The 15,969-nt window shown below is 46.1% G+C and carries 17 protein-coding genes and 1 pseudogene; 10 read left to right on the forward strand and 8 right to left on the reverse strand.

The window, feature by feature from the left end; translation table 11 throughout:
- Positions 1-20 precede the first annotated feature (20 nt).
- Positions 21-1,361, reverse strand: a complete 1,341-nt coding sequence (locus H6F56_RS17980) for a hemolysin family protein (RefSeq protein WP_190670873.1) — start codon at positions 1,359-1,361, stop codon at positions 21-23.
- 371 nt (positions 1,362-1,732) lie between these two features.
- Between H6F56_RS17980 and mfd the strand changes: the two genes are divergently transcribed.
- The gene (gene mfd, locus H6F56_RS17985) at positions 1,733-5,209 is read left to right on the forward strand and encodes a transcription-repair coupling factor (protein WP_190670874.1); all 3,477 of its coding nucleotides are present in this window, start codon (positions 1,733-1,735) and stop codon (positions 5,207-5,209) included.
- A 48-nt stretch (positions 5,210-5,257) separates the two neighbouring features.
- Here the strand turns inward: mfd and H6F56_RS26935 are convergent, their stop codons facing one another.
- On the reverse strand, positions 5,258-5,380 hold the full coding sequence (locus H6F56_RS26935) for a hypothetical protein (protein WP_255513740.1): 123 nt from the start codon (positions 5,378-5,380) through the stop codon (positions 5,258-5,260).
- A 704-nt stretch (positions 5,381-6,084) separates the two neighbouring features.
- Here H6F56_RS26935 and H6F56_RS17995 point away from each other — a divergent pair.
- The 5 genes from H6F56_RS17995 to H6F56_RS18015 all read left to right on the forward strand — a co-directional run bounded on the left by H6F56_RS17995 (position 6,085) and on the right by H6F56_RS18015 (position 9,610).
- Positions 6,085-6,447 carry a Mo-dependent nitrogenase C-terminal domain-containing protein gene (locus tag H6F56_RS17995; protein ID WP_190671202.1) on the forward strand — a complete coding sequence of 121 codons (363 nt, stop codon included), beginning with the start codon at positions 6,085-6,087 and terminating at the stop codon, positions 6,445-6,447.
- Between the two features lie 478 nt (positions 6,448-6,925).
- Positions 6,926-7,564 (forward strand): S-layer homology domain-containing protein, encoded by a 639-nt coding sequence (locus tag H6F56_RS18000; protein WP_190670877.1) that lies wholly within the window; start codon positions 6,926-6,928, stop codon positions 7,562-7,564.
- Between the two features lie 58 nt (positions 7,565-7,622).
- A complete protein-coding gene (locus H6F56_RS18005; protein WP_309236569.1) occupies positions 7,623-7,907 on the forward strand; it encodes a cupin domain-containing protein in 285 nt (94 codons plus the stop codon).
- A gap of 177 nt (positions 7,908-8,084) precedes the next feature.
- On the forward strand, positions 8,085-8,927 hold the full coding sequence (locus H6F56_RS18010) for a YwqG family protein (RefSeq protein WP_190670880.1): 843 nt from the start codon (positions 8,085-8,087) through the stop codon (positions 8,925-8,927).
- Positions 8,928-9,337: 410 nt separating this feature from the next.
- Positions 9,338-9,610, forward strand: coding sequence for a Mo-dependent nitrogenase C-terminal domain-containing protein (locus tag H6F56_RS18015; RefSeq protein WP_190670882.1), 273 nt, complete (start codon positions 9,338-9,340; stop codon positions 9,608-9,610).
- 113 nt (positions 9,611-9,723) lie between these two features.
- On the opposite strand, the gene H6F56_RS18020 is transcribed toward H6F56_RS18015, so the two are convergent.
- Positions 9,724-10,440 carry a heme oxygenase (biliverdin-producing) gene (locus H6F56_RS18020; RefSeq protein WP_190670884.1) on the reverse strand — a complete coding sequence of 239 codons (717 nt, stop codon included), beginning with the start codon at positions 10,438-10,440 and terminating at the stop codon, positions 9,724-9,726.
- Positions 10,441-10,531: 91 nt separating this feature from the next.
- Between H6F56_RS18020 and H6F56_RS18025 the strand changes: the two genes are divergently transcribed.
- Positions 10,532-10,783, forward strand: a complete 252-nt coding sequence (locus H6F56_RS18025) for a hypothetical protein (RefSeq protein ID WP_190670885.1) — start codon at positions 10,532-10,534, stop codon at positions 10,781-10,783.
- 8 nt (positions 10,784-10,791) lie between these two features.
- Here H6F56_RS18025 and H6F56_RS26445 read toward each other — a convergent pair.
- From H6F56_RS26445 to H6F56_RS26940, 4 genes and pseudogenes are all read right to left on the reverse strand, one after another.
- Positions 10,792-10,972 (reverse strand): annotated as a pseudogene (locus tag H6F56_RS26445) (IS1 family transposase); the annotation flags it as partial.
- A gap of 145 nt (positions 10,973-11,117) precedes the next feature.
- On the reverse strand, positions 11,118-11,741 hold the full coding sequence (locus H6F56_RS18030) for a hypothetical protein (RefSeq protein ID WP_190670887.1): 624 nt from the start codon (positions 11,739-11,741) through the stop codon (positions 11,118-11,120).
- Between the two features lie 129 nt (positions 11,742-11,870).
- Positions 11,871-12,599 (reverse strand): cadmium resistance transporter, encoded by a 729-nt coding sequence (locus H6F56_RS18035; RefSeq protein WP_190670889.1) that lies wholly within the window; start codon positions 12,597-12,599, stop codon positions 11,871-11,873.
- Positions 12,600-12,642: 43 nt separating this feature from the next.
- Positions 12,643-12,774, reverse strand: coding sequence for a hypothetical protein (locus H6F56_RS26940; protein ID WP_255513741.1), 132 nt, complete (start codon positions 12,772-12,774; stop codon positions 12,643-12,645).
- Between the two features lie 418 nt (positions 12,775-13,192).
- On the opposite strand from H6F56_RS26940, the gene H6F56_RS18040 reads away from it, so the two are divergent.
- The 3 genes from H6F56_RS18040 (at position 13,193) to H6F56_RS18050 (ending at position 14,601) form a co-directional block, all read left to right on the forward strand.
- Positions 13,193-13,804: a hypothetical protein gene (locus H6F56_RS18040; protein ID WP_190670891.1), complete on the forward strand. Its 612-nt coding sequence runs from the start codon at positions 13,193-13,195 to the stop codon at positions 13,802-13,804.
- Positions 13,805-13,870: 66 nt separating this feature from the next.
- Complete coding sequence (locus tag H6F56_RS18045) at positions 13,871-14,284, forward strand: TerC family protein (RefSeq protein WP_323798987.1); 414 nt, start codon at positions 13,871-13,873, stop codon at positions 14,282-14,284.
- Between the two features lie 44 nt (positions 14,285-14,328).
- Positions 14,329-14,601: a hypothetical protein gene (locus tag H6F56_RS18050; protein WP_190670894.1), complete on the forward strand. Its 273-nt coding sequence runs from the start codon at positions 14,329-14,331 to the stop codon at positions 14,599-14,601.
- Between the two features lie 135 nt (positions 14,602-14,736).
- Here H6F56_RS18050 and H6F56_RS26450 read toward each other — a convergent pair whose 3' ends face one another.
- Positions 14,737-15,885, reverse strand: a complete 1,149-nt coding sequence (locus H6F56_RS26450; RefSeq protein ID WP_242032069.1) for a DUF4340 domain-containing protein — start codon at positions 15,883-15,885, stop codon at positions 14,737-14,739.
- Positions 15,886-15,969 lie beyond the last annotated feature (84 nt).

Raw genomic sequence — 15,969 nt, forward strand, 5'->3', positions numbered from 1 at the left:
GTGGGTAGAAAACTCTTTCACTAATTTCCAAACTCTTTCCCACCACTTTTGCGCTCAGGCGATCCTGCCGGCACCGGCATCACCAGCACCTTATCAACCCGGTTGCCATCCATATCCACCACTTCAACCCGTAAATTATGCCACACAAAATGATCAGCAGAATTGGGAATACGCCCCAACTGCGTAATCACAAACCCCCCCATTGTGTTATAATTTTCGTCCTTCTCTTCCCGACTATCCTCAATTCCAAATAGTTCAAAAAACTCATCCACTGATAACATCCCATCCAGCAACCAAGAACCATCCTCACGTTGCACAATTTGCGGATCATCCGACTCATCAATAGAGGGAATATCCCCAACAATCTCAATTAAAATGTCATTAATGGTCACTAATCCCTGGATAATGCCGTATTCATCCACAACGAGTACGATGTGAGTGCCCGTTTGCTTGAATAACTCTAGAACTTTCAATCCTCGCGTGCTTTCTGGGACAAATAAAGGCCGGCGCAACAGCATGGTCAAATCGAGTGGTTCCCCAGCCAAACAACGAGATAATAAATCCGTCACTTGCACAACACCCAGCACATTGTCAAGCTCGCTCTGACAAACTAAAAGCCGAGAATGGTTGCTGTTGATCATCTTTTGTCGGTTTGCCTCAGCCGAGTCCTCCAAGTTCAGCCAGACAATTTCTGGTCTCGGTGTCATCAGCGCACTGACAGGGCGATCTCCTAGGCGAAACACCCGTTCCACCATGTCTTGTTCGGCTTCCTCAAACGTTCCCGCCTCAGTGCCTTGCTCAATTAAAACTTTGATCTCTTCCTCTGTCACTTGTGGCTCTGTAGAGGGTGTAATGCCCATCATCCGCACCACAATATCTGTCGAAGCGCTTAACAGATAAACAATGGGAGAAGCTAATCTAGCCAGCATCCGCATCGGAATGGCGACTACAGCAGCCAGCGGTTCCGGGTTATTCAGCGCCAATCGCTTGGGCACGAGTTCACCAATAATCAGTGTCAGATAGGTGATAATCAGCACTGAAATGATAGTCGCGAGTAATTCTCTGTATGGATTCAGGAAGGGAACAAGACTGAGCAGGGGCGTTAGTATTTTAGAAAATGTGGTTTCACCGAAGGCACCGGAGACGATCGCCAACAATGTGATCCCCACCTGAACCGTTGGCAAGAACTGATTCGGGGCATTTGCCAGTTCTAGCGCTGTACGGGCCTTAATATCACCTTGGTTGGCTATCTGTTGCAAACGTGCTTTGCGGGAAGAGACGATGGCCATCTCTGACATAACAAAGAGGCCATTTGCCAAAATTAGCAGGAGAATAATCAGAATTTCAATGGTTGGGGACATTGCTAAAGGTGCCGGGGGTTAGGGGCTAGTTTGACGTGAAGAGTGTAGAGCCGATCTTTAATTTCACTGTTTACTCGTTACTGTTCACTCTCCAGACTCCTGACTTCTGAGCTTGCAACTAAATTAGCATTTTGTGCCCAACAGTAAATATGTCACAAGCTCTGTTGCGCTGCGAACCGGCTTCTAAAATGAGGAAAGTAGGCAAATCACCTCCTCCTGTGTTGTCCCTTACCTGTTAAACAATTTCTACCACTGCTTTAATATCCGATTGATTCGTGATAAAAAAACAGTCCACCAAAAGCTAGAACCTAAATCTATCAAGGATTTCAACAATTCTCTTCATCTAGAATCTAAACTGTAAAATCGAGACTATGGCTTTCTCTTCTATTATTCGTGCCCTTGGGCGAACCCAGCTAAGTACAGAACTCCTGAACAAACTGCACCGGCAGCGTTCCCTTGCCCTCAATGGCTTCCCTCGCTTGCCCAAAGGCATGGTGGCTTCAGCCTTGGCACAGCAAGAAGGGCGTAATTTGTTGGTTGTGGCAGCAACCTTAGAAGAAGCCGGTCGCTGGGCGGCTCAGATCGAAGCAATGGGCTGGCAAACGGTACATTTTTACCCCACCTCGGAAGCATCGCCCTACGAACCATTTGACCCAGAATCCGAGACGACTTGGGGGCAAATGCAGGTGCTAGCCGATTTGGTGCAAGGAGAAAAAAATTTAGCTATTGTCGCCACAGAAAGGGCACTGCAACCTCATTTACCCCCTGTTGAGACGTTTAAACCCTACTGCCTCACCCTAAATCGAGGCATGACATGGGATTTAGCCACCTTCAGCGAGAAGCTAGCGCAGTTGGGCTATGAGCGCGTTCCCCAAGTGGAAACAGAGGGACAGTGGAGCCGGCGTGGGGATATTATTGATATCTTTCCCGTTGCTGCTGAATTGCCGGTGCGCTTGGATTGGTTTGGCGACGACTTAGAGGATTTACGCGAGTTTGACCCCGCAACCCAGCGATCCCTCGATAAAGTTGACCGGCTGGTACTCACCCCCACAGATTTTGCGCCCATTGTTATCGAAGCGCTGCCCAGCAATTTTAAATTTTCCAGCGTAGATTTAGAACTGGAGGAATCAAACGGGCAATCGAAAAATTCCAAACCTTTAGAAGGGGTTCGCCGGCTCTTGGGTATGGCGTTTGATGCGCCGGCATCCCTCCTCGACTATTTACCTGAAAATACTTTAGTTGCCATTGATGAGCCAGAACAGTGTCAAGCGCACGGTGATCGCTGGTATGAACACGTCGAAGAACACTGGCAAACCGTAGGCGCACCCCTATCACTGCCCAAAATTCACCGCTCTTTTACAGATTCCCTGGCAGCCGCCGGCAGCTTTGAATATTTAACCTTATCTGAACTCGCAGAAACCTCTGCCACCCAGCAATCCGCGCTCAACTTGGCCAGCCGGCCAGTGCCGGTGACGCCCCACCAATTTGCGAAAATCGCCGATATTGTGCGGCAAGAGCGAGATCGCGGCTTTACCGTGTTCCTTGTCTCCGCACAGCCTTCGCGCTCCGTTTCTCTGCTGCAAGAACACGACTGTCCCGCCCAGTTTGTCCCCAATCCCCGCGACTATCCCGCGATTGATAAGTTAGCGATCTCGCACACGCCGGTGGCGCTGAAATATAGTGGACTTGCAGAACTCGAAGGATTTGTTTTACCCACGTTTCGCTTAGTTGTTGTTACTGATCGGGAGTTTTTCGGACAGCATTCTTTAGCGACACCCAGCTATGTTCGTAAGCGCCGGCGTGCGACATCCAAGCAAGTTGATCCCAACAAGCTCAGTCCCGGTGATTATGTGGTTCACCGGCATCATGGCGTCGGCAAATTTCTCAAGCTGGAAAGTCTCAGCATCAACAAAGACACCCGTGAGTATTTGGTGGTGAAATATGCAGACGGCTTGCTGAGAGTTGCCGCCGATCAGTTGGGTTCCCTGTCGCGCTATCGTACTGCTGACGGAAGGGCACCGGAACTGAATAAATTAACCGGCAAAGCTTGGGAATCGACGAAAAACAAAGTCCGCAAAACTGTTAAAAAGCTGGCGGTTGACTTGCTCAATCTCTACGCCAAGCGATCGCAGCAGCAGGGAACTGCTTACCCGCCAGATATGCCTTGGCAGCAGGAATTAGAAGATTCTTTTCCCTATCAACCGACAACGGATCAATTGAAGGCAACGCAAGATGTGAAGCGGGATATGGAAAGCGCTCGCCCGATGGATCGCTTGGTGTGCGGCGATGTCGGGTTTGGTAAAACAGAAGTGGCGATCCGCGCAATTTTTAAAGCCGTGACTGCCGGCAAACAAGTCGCCCTCCTGGCACCGACTACGATTCTGACGCAGCAGCACTATCACACGCTCAAAGAACGTTTTGCCCCTTACCCGATTCATATTGGTTTACTCAACCGCTTCCGTAGTGCTGAGGAACGCCGCGAAATTCAGCGCCGGCTGGCGACGGGCGAACTGGATGTGGTTGTCGGCACTCAGGCAATTTTAAGCAAGGGTGTCAGCTTCAAGGATTTGGGGCTGATGGTGGTGGATGAGGAACAGCGTTTTGGGGTGAACCAGAAGGAAAAGATTAAATCCCTGAAAACGCAAGTGGATGTGCTGACGCTCAGTGCAACGCCAATTCCTCGCACATTGTATATGTCTTTGTCGGGAATTCGGGAGATGAGTTTGATTACAACGCCACCGGCTTCTCGGCGTCCGATTCAAACCCATTTAGCCCCTTATGATGGGGAAACGGTGCGAACTGCGATTCGTCAGGAGTTGGATCGCGGGGGTCAGGTGTTTTATGTGGTGCCGCGTGTGGATGGCATTGAAGAGGTTGCCGGTCAGTTGCGGGAAATGCTGCCGGGAAGTCGGATTGCGATCGCACATGGGCAATTGGATGAGTCAGAGTTGGAAGCGACGATGCTGGCGTTTAGTGCCGGCGAGGCGGATATTTTGCTTTGTACAACCATTATTGAATCGGGTTTAGATATTCCCCGCGTGAATACGATTCTGATTGAAGATGCCCAGAAGTTTGGTTTGGCGCAGTTGTACCAGTTGCGAGGACGGGTGGGACGTGCCGGCATTCAAGCTCATGCCTGGTTGTTCTATCGCAAACAAAGTCAACTGACGGATAGTGCGCGGCAGCGTTTGAGAGCGATTCAGGAGTTCACTCAGTTGGGTTCTGGCTATCAGTTGGCAATGCGGGATATGGAAATCCGGGGCGTTGGCAATCTCTTGGGTGCTGAACAATCGGGGCAGATGGATGTGATCGGCTTTGATCTCTATATGGAAATGCTGGAAGAGGCGATTCGCGAAATTCGCGGTCAAGAAATTCCACAAGTGGACGATACGCAAATCGATCTGCACTTGACTGCGTTTATCCCGGCTGATTATATCCCGGATTTGGATCAGAAGATGAGCGCTTACCGGGCTGTGGCGTCTGCCGGCTCTAAGCAGGAATTAAAGCAAATTGAGGCAGATTGGCGAGATCGCTATGGTGCCATGCCACGCGCTGCAGAGCAGTTGGTGCGGGTGGTGGAACTGAAACAGTGTGCCAAAAAGCTGGGCTTTTCGCGGATTAAACCGGAAGGATCTCAGCACGTTGTTTTGGAAACGCCAATGGAGGAACCGGCTTGGAATTTACTCAAGGCGAATTTACCGGAACATTTGCAGTCGCGATTTGTTTACAGTGCCGGTAAAGTGACGGTTCGAGGCTTGGGTATTTTAAATGCCGATAAGCAACTGGAACACTTGATAGATTGGCTGGGCAGAATGCAAGGAGCACTACCAGAGCCGGCACTGGTTTAAATATTGAGGTTGAAGCCGCAGTTTTTTTGCCGGCTTCAACCTCTGCGCTCAACTTTTTGCCACTTTCAAGGCGTCTGCTTGCGCCTGAGTTGTAATCATTGCTTTTTCTGGCACTTGCGCCCCGTCGCGCAGTTTTACGCCAACCACAATTGCGCCGGTTCCAATCTTCACACGGTTTCCGACTTTAGATGTATTTAACGTTTAATTTTGTCTGTCTGTCAATCAAAATTCTATAACGTCCAGGTCAGTCCCTCAGTGTCTCTACACTGGGTTAGGTATCCGTTGTTATTTCGCCGGCACTTCTAAGCACTAAGAAATAACCTCTAAACCTCTTTGTTACCTTTGAAGTGATTGAGACGATTTCAATTGGTAGCAAAAATTACACTTTAAATTTATGAAGTGATAATAATTATATTATAACTTAAATATTTTTATGCTTCAAGGCAAGTCAATCTTAGGTTGTACTATTCATAGCTGTACTTTCAAAAAATCTGACTCTAGGTACTCCTGCTTTTAGTAAAAAAGGTTTTATATAAGATAGAGAGCTTCCTTCTAAGCTTCGGACGCAGTAGCCAAGTTTGATAACGACTTGTTTAAGCTCGGCTCAGAAATTCTAATCAATTGTTTTGAGCGGAAAACCCAACTGATTTTTCGCACAGTCTATATGCTAAATTATGGCTGAGTTTGCCAATTTTTCTCGCTTGACTGACACAGCTCATGCTGTGGCTCGTGTTACGGTGCAATAACCTAAATTTATTAAAAGGTTCGGATTTTTCTCTATCAGTTTCAGGAACAATCTATTGGTGGGTGTGTCAAGATAAAGAGGAATGTTACAAAACATTAAGCTCAATCCATCAAACCGATTAGGTGAAACTATGGGCACCATCTGGACAAACTCTCACTCAGCCTCTTTCTCTAGTTTAAAGGGAGCTGGAAAGCGCTTAAAAGCGGCCAAACACGCGAAACTTTCCAAACTAAAAATCGATCTGCTGCAACCTGTGCGTCAGCGGCTTGATCAATGGGAAATTCGCGATCCTGAACTTGCTAAGTTTCTGTATAAAGCGATTCCGGCACAGTGTCCCTTTGAGCGAGATATCAAGATTCTTGGCCATAAAGTTGGGCATATTCCTCCATTGTGCAAGCTCAATCCCCTGTACGATCAATTGGTTGGTTTGCGTTTTCGCGCCTTGTGCTATTTAGTTGATGAGTGCGGTGTAGATATTCAATCTTGCGCTTGAAACTAACGAACAAAACCACAAAATTAAAACCAACCACTCTTGAAACAGTTCAACTCATTAAGGATAGCCGGCATCCCAAAACCTTTGCACTTTCTTTTCCCCCGTTACACAGTTAAATTGTCCATTGGGGAATAGCGGGAGGGCCGGTAGAAAAATCGATAGAGTCTCTACAGTGATAAGGCTCTAAAAATATAAATCACCACACAACTGACTCCAGAATCGCTCACAACACGCAACGCGGTTCCCTGGCAAAATATTTCTACTAGCAATCATATTTCACCCATTTGGGTGATGCAAAAGCATGACTTCAAAATAAGGGAAGTCGAGAGACAATCATTGCAAAGGAAGTGAATCACATCACACTATTTCACTTCTGCCATAAACTCTCTTCAGACATGGGAACTTCTTAAAAGCGATTCTCCTCAAATATAGAGAATCAAGCAATAATTAGCCTTAACCTTTTGGAGTGATTTAAATCATGAAACGGTTTGCTAGCCTTCTCTCACTTACAATGCTGTTGCAATTCTTGCCGGCTATCGCTCAAGCTCAAGAAACGTCTGATCCCATCCAAGAAGTAGTTGCGGCTGGGTTAATGACGAACTTCCAAGATGGAAACTTTTACCCAGAAAAACCTTTAAGCCGCGCCGAACTCGCAACGATTTTGGTAAAAACCTTTAAGCTGGATAAACGCGCTGCCGCCCAAAAAGAAACAGTGCTGGAAGTTCCTGATGTTCCCACTTCTCACTGGGCATCTAACGACATTCAAGTTGTTTTAAAAACCGGCATTATGAACGGCTATCGGGATGGAATGTTTTTCCCGAACCAAAGAGTGAGTCGGGCAGAAGCCTTTGCAATTTTCGCGCAAGCGCATGGCGTCTTTCAGTTTCCGGATGAAAACGTTGCCGCCATTATGGGCAAATATCCGGATTCTGCAACGATACCGGCTTGGGCAAAAAAATCAATGGCGACAGCGTTGTATGAGGGATTTGTAAATACTGATGCGAGTAACAGTATTAATCCTTTAAATCCCATGACACGGGCAGATATGGCTTACGCATTAAGTCAATACTTGGAACGGCAACAAAAACCGGCTTCTGTTCCCAGCGCAGAGAGTTAAAATCGTGCCGGTGGGGTGATATTCTTCCTATGAAAGACCCGTAAAGGAGGCAGTGGAAGTGAACCAGACGATGGAAATTAAAGTTGATCGTCAACCTAGTGAAGAACACCTCAACCGGCTGGGTGCTTTTAGCTGGGGAATTTGGACGAAAGAAGCCTCTGAGTTTCCCTGGACGTATGACGAAGCGGAAACTTGCTACTTCTTAGAAGGAGATGTGGTGGTGACACCGGCAGAAGGTGAGCCGGTTGAAATGGGCAAAGGAGATTTAGTCACATTTCCAGCTGGAATGTCTTGCATTTGGAACATTCGCAAGGATGTGAAAAAGCATTATCGATTTGGATAATTTGCTTTAAAATTTAGCACTCTGCCGGCATCCGCCAAAAACAATAGTAAGGCGGTGCCGGCAAAGCGCTTTAAGCTTTTTGACTGTTGTAGTAATTCATACTGCTCCTAGACTACAGCATCTCAGTGGTTTACCATTATCTTATCAATTTAGAAAATCTTCCTAGTAAGTGCAGAAATGAAAAATTTTGAACTTCCTCTTGGTTTAGAAAGGTTTAGAAGTCAATTTGAAGCAACTGTCAAGCCCTATATTGAAATCCAAACTCACGTGACAAGAGAAGTGAATCCTTGGCAAAGTAAATTTGCTGGATTTCCCTACTTGCCCAAAAACTTTGATTATCCCAAAACTCCAGAGGGTGAATATCTCTACCTCCTTGCCCAAATTAACTTCGAAGAGGTTCCGCACTTGGAGGGATTTCCCAATAAAGGAATTCTCCAATTTTATATCTCTGAACCAGGAGAGTTTTACGGTTGTGATTGGGACAAACCGACGATTCAGGAAGGTTTTCGCGTTCTTTATTTTCCCGAACCTGACTTTAACGAGAATAACCTTCTCACAGACTTCAGTTTCTTACCAACTTTGTGGCATAGAAACTATAGTCCTTTCGGCAGCTATTCTTCATATACGCCAGACAGAAAAGACTGCTTTGCTTTAACTTTCAAATTAAACTCTTCTCCTATCACACCCGAAGATTTTAATTTTAACCAATTAATTAAAGGTGAAATAGAGGAGGTACTTAAAGAGAATAACTTCTTGCTATGGAACGAATATCATAATCAATTTGAGTTAGGACATCGGTTAGGAGGTTATCCTGAATTTATTCAAAGCGATCCCAGAGAAAACTTGCCAGAAGAAGCAGATCCGTACATTCTACTGTTGCAAATTGACTCTGATGATAGCGGCACTGACAAAATTTATATCCACTGGGGAGATGGGGGTATATGCAACTTTTTTATCAAAGAATCAGCCTTGAGAAATCTTGATTTTTCTAGCGTTTTGTATAATTGGGATTGTGCATAAATTGGACTTTTATACAGGGAAAGGGGAAGAAGAATTCAAGATTTTGATTTTTTGCCTAAAATTGCGAATAGCGTTCGCCTTAGCTGTCAGCCAATTTCTGATCAAAACCAACAGGGGTGACTTAGAGGTTCAAAACCCACACTTGTATACGTTAAACGATCTTGCGTACCACACCCTCAAAAATACAGCCGTAGCAGTCATTCCAGCGATTTGCCAAAAGATGATAACCGCGAAACCACGGGCGCAATCGTAACAAAGGCTACCAAACAGAAAATTTAGTTTATCAAAGCTTCACAATCTCAAGGGGACTTTTCTTTCTTCCTTTACCCAACTATTTATTGAAATTTGTATCGTTGTAAGTAGAAACAGTAAAGAAACAAGCGACAGCCCACTCACTGGTAGGTGAAGTTATGACTCAACATAGATTCGATCTCCTGAACCCCCTGCGTCAACGGCTTGACCAACTGGAGATTCGCAATCCTGAGGTCGCTCAGTTTATTTATAAAGCGATTCCCGCTCAGTGTCCCTTCGAGCGAGATATCAAAATCTTGGGTCGCACCCTGTTTCACATTCCGCCAATGTGCAAGCTCAATCCTCTCTACGATCAACTGGTTGGCTTGCGATTTCGAGCAATGTGCTATCTCGTGGATGAGTGTGGTATTGATTTACAAGTCTGTTCTTAATTTCAGATGGCTCTGATTTTAGATTTTAGATTTCAGATTTTAGATTCACCACAAAATCCAAAACCCAAAATCCAAAATCTAAAATCGAACATTCAACGAGCCTGTTTCAGAATTTAATCGGCTGTGACTAATTCGGTGCTGCCACGAGCGCGGCGGCGCGTTAGAGAATTAAAGAGCATGAGACCAATTGCTTTGATCAAATTGCCTTCTAATTCTTGGAAAAGCTTCATATTCATGCCAAAGGCATCATTCGCTTCAGTCACAATGCGCTCTGCCGTGGCTTCATCAATCGGCAAGTCGTTCATTGCCTGCCGGTAGGTGGCTTTGAACGCTTTTTCGTCAGGAATTTCTGCAAACTCGTAGAAAGCGGTGCCTTCACCCTCTGTTAAGTTCATTCCCCGTTGGGCAATCCCTTTGAGGATTTGGCCACCAGACAAGTCACCTAGGTAGCGAGTGTAGGAGTGAGCGGCTAAGAGTTCAGGCGCAGAATTAGATACGTTGCGAATTTGCTGCACGTAAGCTTGAGCTGCCGATGAGGGAGCCACTTGTTCGCGCCAATTCGGGCCGTAGTAGTATTGCAGATCCTGCTCTAAGCTGGCCTTGCGGTTCAACTCAGGGAAGTAAAATTTAGAGACGATCGGGTGCTGCCGGTTGCGCTCCATCTCTTCTTCCATTGCGGAGTAGACGAAGTAGAGGTTGCTAACGAGCTTCCGATAAGAGGTTTTCTCAACGGTGCCTTTTAAGAAGCACTTGATAAATCCGACATTTTCTGCCATCGTGTGGGACTTCTTAGTGCCCTCACGCAATTTGGTCGCTAGATTACTGCTCATGCTAAATTTCTCAACAAAATTGACGGTGCAGGACGTTTGATGCGGCCCAAAGTCAAAAAGCCACCCCAAATTGTTAGGTTAAAGCGATTTGATGAGAAATTTCATTAAGATTTCTGAAGCAAATGCTTGGGGAATCTGGGAAAGGCTGCCGGTGCTTGGAAAAGAGCGTTTGCTGCCTATTTACAACTACGAGCGAACTCGTCTGATAGTTTGGTTTCACCCAGAGCGAATATGCCAAGTATTGCTAGCCTGTTATGGCGAATTTTTGACTTGCGCCGGCACTTCTATGTACAGCCGAACTTCAGCAAGTTTAAAGTTAACTGTTTTTGGTGTTGCTAAATGACTCATGATTTAACTAGGCAGAGGAACCGCCCCATACTTCAAATAGTGCCGCATTAACCGCAGTGAACACTTCAAGATCAAGCGCCAACTTGGAATAGCACAAGGTTTTGCGAGGTCATCGGCTCAGGTAATGCCTCAGTATTGTATTTTCCCCTTCGATACGAATCATATTGGTCTTGCTAACGATCTCGCAAAAGCTTTCGGTTTAGCGACGAACACTAGATTAAATTGGAACATTTGCGCCTTAAATAAGTGCAAATCCCCTCAAAGACATTTTTCTGCTGAGGGGATTTGAGGTGATCGCGTAGCAAGAAACTGACAGCTTTTTTTGAAACCTAGTCAATAATTTGTGGGCTGGGAGTTTGGGCATTGACATCTGCCTGAGACAAGCTAGGAATTGTCCAATTTGTCTCACCGGCTTTAAACACCTGAGCAGGAACCACATTCACTTCAATTACACCTGTCGCAGAACTTGTTCTTACAATCGACTGAGTGCCATCTACAAACTTGATCGCTACCGGCTCTGTCAACACTTGTGCTTCCGCATTGGGGCCGAGAACTACCTGAGTTCCCGCAGGTAGATAATATCCATCGCAATCCCAATCATCATCGGTTTCCTCACCCGCAGCCAGGTAATAGAGTTGTGTGGGAGACTTCTTCGGCTTGTTGGCATACACCGCTAGCGTCCCGGTGGTTTCGTTATGGCATTGTGCCCGCTTTTGAGCTGTTTCCATCACGTACTTCTGCTGTTGCAACTGGCTAAGTTTTTGCTGATAGGTTTCAGGTGTGTAACCGGCTTGCTCTGGATTGTTCTTAGCTTGCAGTAATTGATTGATGGCTTGCGTTACTTCTGTGTAATCCGTTCCCTTCGTGAAATCCTTGCCGGCCCAAGAAGGAGGGGCAATGATGAGGTTGGCCAGAAGCACCAGTGCGACGAGAGCAAGTTTGAGAAATTTCATGGAATACTCCTTCCTTTGAGATTACTGGACATTTCTACTAAAAATGTGGGGCAAAAGTTAGAAATGAGCTTGTGACTTTTGCCAGATGTGCAAGAAAGAAACATAGGTTTAGACTCGCACACCACTTGTCTACTTCTGAACTTTCAATAGTGATGCTTGGGTTTGTAGCGTTTGACTGATCGTTGTTATTACCTTCAGCAGGTAAAGACCACTAATCACGAGTGTCAGTACCGCTAATCCTGGATTTTCTAAAGTGCGGCTATCAACGAGAATCAACACACCTAAGCTAATCAAAACAAAGGGGACTAGATGATTGCCGTGACGAGTTAGATTGTCGGCGATTGCAGGAATTTTGGTTAATTGGTAGGCAGCAAGACACCACACACCTACTAGCGAGAAAAACACTCCTAGAATGATAACTAGATTTTGCCAGGTACAGCTGGCAAACAAGGGCATATAGATTCCAATGTTGTCACCGCCATTAGCAAAGGTTACCGCTGCCACACTATACGCCTGGGGTGAGATGAAACTGCTAAACCAAGAAGGCTGCGCTGGCGTTTCGTCTGATTCAGCATCATTTTCTGTATTGGCATTTACTAATCGGCTGATGCCGATTGCAATCGGAACCAATCCTAATAGCCCAATACAGGGACGCGGCAACAACAAACTCCCAAAGAAACTGGGAAGGCTGGCTCCAACTAGGGCGGCAAAGCCAAGATACTGTCCGGCAACGATGTGGCGCTTGCGAAAGATGGCGTTGACCTGGGAAAAGAACAACATCAAAATCAAAATGTCATCCAGGTTGGTTGCCGTGAAGGCGGTAAAGCCGGTTGAAATTGCCGTGATTAGTCCGTTCATGTTAGTTGATGCTCTAAATTCTGTTGTGCCTAAAGTCCGGACTCTACATCAACGTTGTAAATGTTAAGGGCTTCTTCTGTGGTGGTTGAATCTTTGCAGATTGTGGCTGTTTCAGAACGACAGGGGCTTGTTGCTTAGCGTTGATACCGGCTTGCGTGGATGCAACTGAGTTCATGTGTTACCTCTTGCACATTCAAATTCGTTTCATGCCTGTATGAGTGCGACCCTTCGTTTGTTTTATCTGTGCTGCACTCGGTATAGTTTCACAATACGCAGGTTATTCAATAAAATCAAATATTCTTATTTGTTCAATCGATAAATTAAAATAATGACTTGAATTGGCCTTATGCTCTGTAATTTTTAACCCCCAGTCCCCATAAGAGCATTGCTCCGATTCAAGGGTATTCCAGCCCCCCAGTTTTCCATCAACTCAGTTTATCCATTTAAAAAAAAAGAGTATTTGCTCTTATCAGTGGAGATGCATAGGATGAAGTTATGCTTTTTTGATGGATTCTTGTCAAGCAAGACCATCACTTGGGATAAAAGACAGAAGAACTTTTGGCAAACCTCTCTAGTTATCACAAGAGAACAACATGAAGAATCTTTTCAAGATGGTGCTAGTCCTACTAATTTTTGTGGTAAATCTAGCGATCGCCCAACCCTCTCTAGCAGATCGACCTAAGGTTTCTAAAAATCCTGACTATGTTCAGGTGACAAGAACACTAAACGGTTTGTCAGCACTTCAGGAAACTCAGGATCTTACTCCAGAATTGCAACAGCGAATTGAGGAGTTGACTTTGCAAAAAGCTGCAATCGAGTCGGGTGTCACCTGGGGGCAATGCAGTAATGAAACCGGCAATACAATCGCTATCATTGGCCCCGCCTCGGAGGAATCGAACACTGGTAATAACAATCTCTACTTCTTGGCAAACGGTGAGACAACTCCTGAAGGCTGGGATTGCCAAGGAATTTACCTACCCAGTGGTATCAACGTTGCAGGTATTGAGTCAACACCAGCTGTGTTCAAAATTCTGGATGGTACCCGTTTAGTCGCGAGCATTAATCCTGACAGCTCTGCGATTGAATTTAATCTGCCGGCGCTCAAGTCGTCCCAGGAGAATGAGCTGACAATTCCCAACGTATCGCAGAGATTTATTGAATCCCGCATTCCCAGTACGTTTACAGCAGTGGAACTTGACGATTAATGGGAGGAGTACAGGTGGGTTGACCGGCAAGCTCTTCAAATCAACCTGCCGTACAAAAAGGTATTTATTCTCCTAGCGCTCGTTGCCCTAGAAACAGTTCTCTCGGCTGATAATGCGGTTGCACTAGCGGCATTTATGCAACCCTTATCACGCCCAAAACAGCAAGGACAAGCGTTAAACTGGGGATTAGCAGATGCCTTCGTTCGACGGATTTCGTTGCTTTTCACGGCAACCTGGGTCATGCAATTCTGGCAATTTGAATTTGTTGGTGCGCTCTATCTTCTCTGGTTAGCCGGCAAGTATTTCTGGGAGCAATTTCGCACCGCACAGGAGATGATCTACATGGAGCCATCTCTAGAAGCTGCACCCACCTTTTGGCGAGTCATTTGGAGGGGTGTTTGCTTGGGGGTTCTCAAGACGAGCAGAGGCTCAAATGTCAGCCAAGCCATTCACAGTTTTGGTGGACTCAGTCACATTTAATTCCTTTGATTAACTAGCTCATTGTTACTCACTCATTAAGCATTATGGATTCTTTAATTGGATCATTAGATTCGCAAACTGTGTTAGTGGTTGCAGCGCTCGCTGTGTCATTTTTGCTCGTGATGTTGCTATTTAGAATGTTAAAAGCGGGTTTTGGGCTGATTTTGACAATTTTAGCGCTCGTAGTGGTATTGCAATCTGTCTTTGGCATCAGCCCCGGACAGTTGTGGGGTGAGATCGGAAATTTACCTCAAGATGCGATCCAGCTGGTAAAAAGCCTTGACTTGAATTCTCTGGTGTCTAGCTTCAATGGCTGAATACAGCATTCAATCACTTCTAATTATTAGCATTGCTGAAAAAGTAATGATATTTTAACCAAACTATTGCGTGGTTACATCATTACTCCTTCAGCAACACCCTGTTTTTCTCCGGTTTTAACCGTTCTGATGTCGTTATTCGTTCGGCTGGGGAGAATCTGGCTGTGGGGACTCGACTGGAGGAGATTTTTCCGCATTCCCATCAGGATTTTTAACAGCGCCTTCAGCATTATTTTTAGGGCTATTTTTAGGAGTGATAGAAGCACCGGCAGGCGTTTTATCTGGAGAAGTGCCTTGCGGTTGCTTATCCTGAGAAGGGTTCTGCGGTTTTTTATCCTTAGGGGTGGTTTCAGGTGGTTTAGAGTCTTTGTACTCCTTTTTCCATTCTAAGAGCGGTCGATCAACAGCATTTTCAAAATCTGTAGGCACCAGCAGCACCTCAATCGCTTCAAGCCGGTTCTCTGAGGGATTGGCTTGGGCGTACAAGAAGCTTTGATTGAAATCCGGCTTGCCCAAGATTAAGCGATGGGTTTGCTGATTTTTGAGCTTGACTTCTACAGTCCCCACCGGCTCATCTAAACCAAAGTCTTGGCGCTGCTTGGCTGGGTTCGTCATCACAATCGTGCGAGCGCTTTTACTACTGCTGAGCAAACTTAACAAGTAAGCCACTGATGCGTCACTTGCCGGCAATTTAGCCCCAGGCTTGGGTAAGGCGGCAGGTGTGGGAGAGGCTGTTGGCTTGGGAGAGGCTGCCGGCGAAGTTGTTGGTGCCGGCGTAGGTGAAGTTGTTGCTGTCGGTGAAGTTGTTGGTGCCGGCGTGGGTGAAGTTGTTGCTGTCGGCGTTGGTGAAGTTGCCGGCGTGGGTGTTGGTGCAAAAACCTGACCGGCAGTCGGTGGCTGACAGGTGGCTGGATTTGGGCTTGTAGCGGGCGTTTGAGTGGCGGCTGGAGTTTGTCCAGGTTTTGCGGCTGGGGTTAGAGCCGGTGGCAGGCAGGCTGCAGGAGCCGGCTGAGGTTGATCGGCCAAATCTACAACCGTCATCATCCAGCTTGTCTCTCCTGGTTTTGCCGGTTCTTTGTGACTCACTCGCTCAAACGCTAGGGTTTGTTTTGCGGTTTTTACCCTCAGAGATTGCACGTCATCTTCTTGAAAGGAAAAGATTTGCTGCTGCTTCGTCTTTGCCGCTTCTCGTTTAGGAGCCTCTTGAACCTCATAAACGTAAACAACCCCGCCCAAAAGCACTGCCGAGAGCATCAGAATTAGAGTAGATCGCTGCAATTTCATGGTGAATTCTGACGGTTAAAATGTTAGGGTTTAGTAAGCTTTTTATGTACAAATATAGTTAAATATCAAGTTCAGATTTTAGAA

This window comes from Microcoleus sp. FACHB-672 (genome assembly GCF_014695725.1).
GTDB lineage: Bacteria > Cyanobacteriota > Cyanobacteriia > Cyanobacteriales > Oscillatoriaceae > FACHB-68.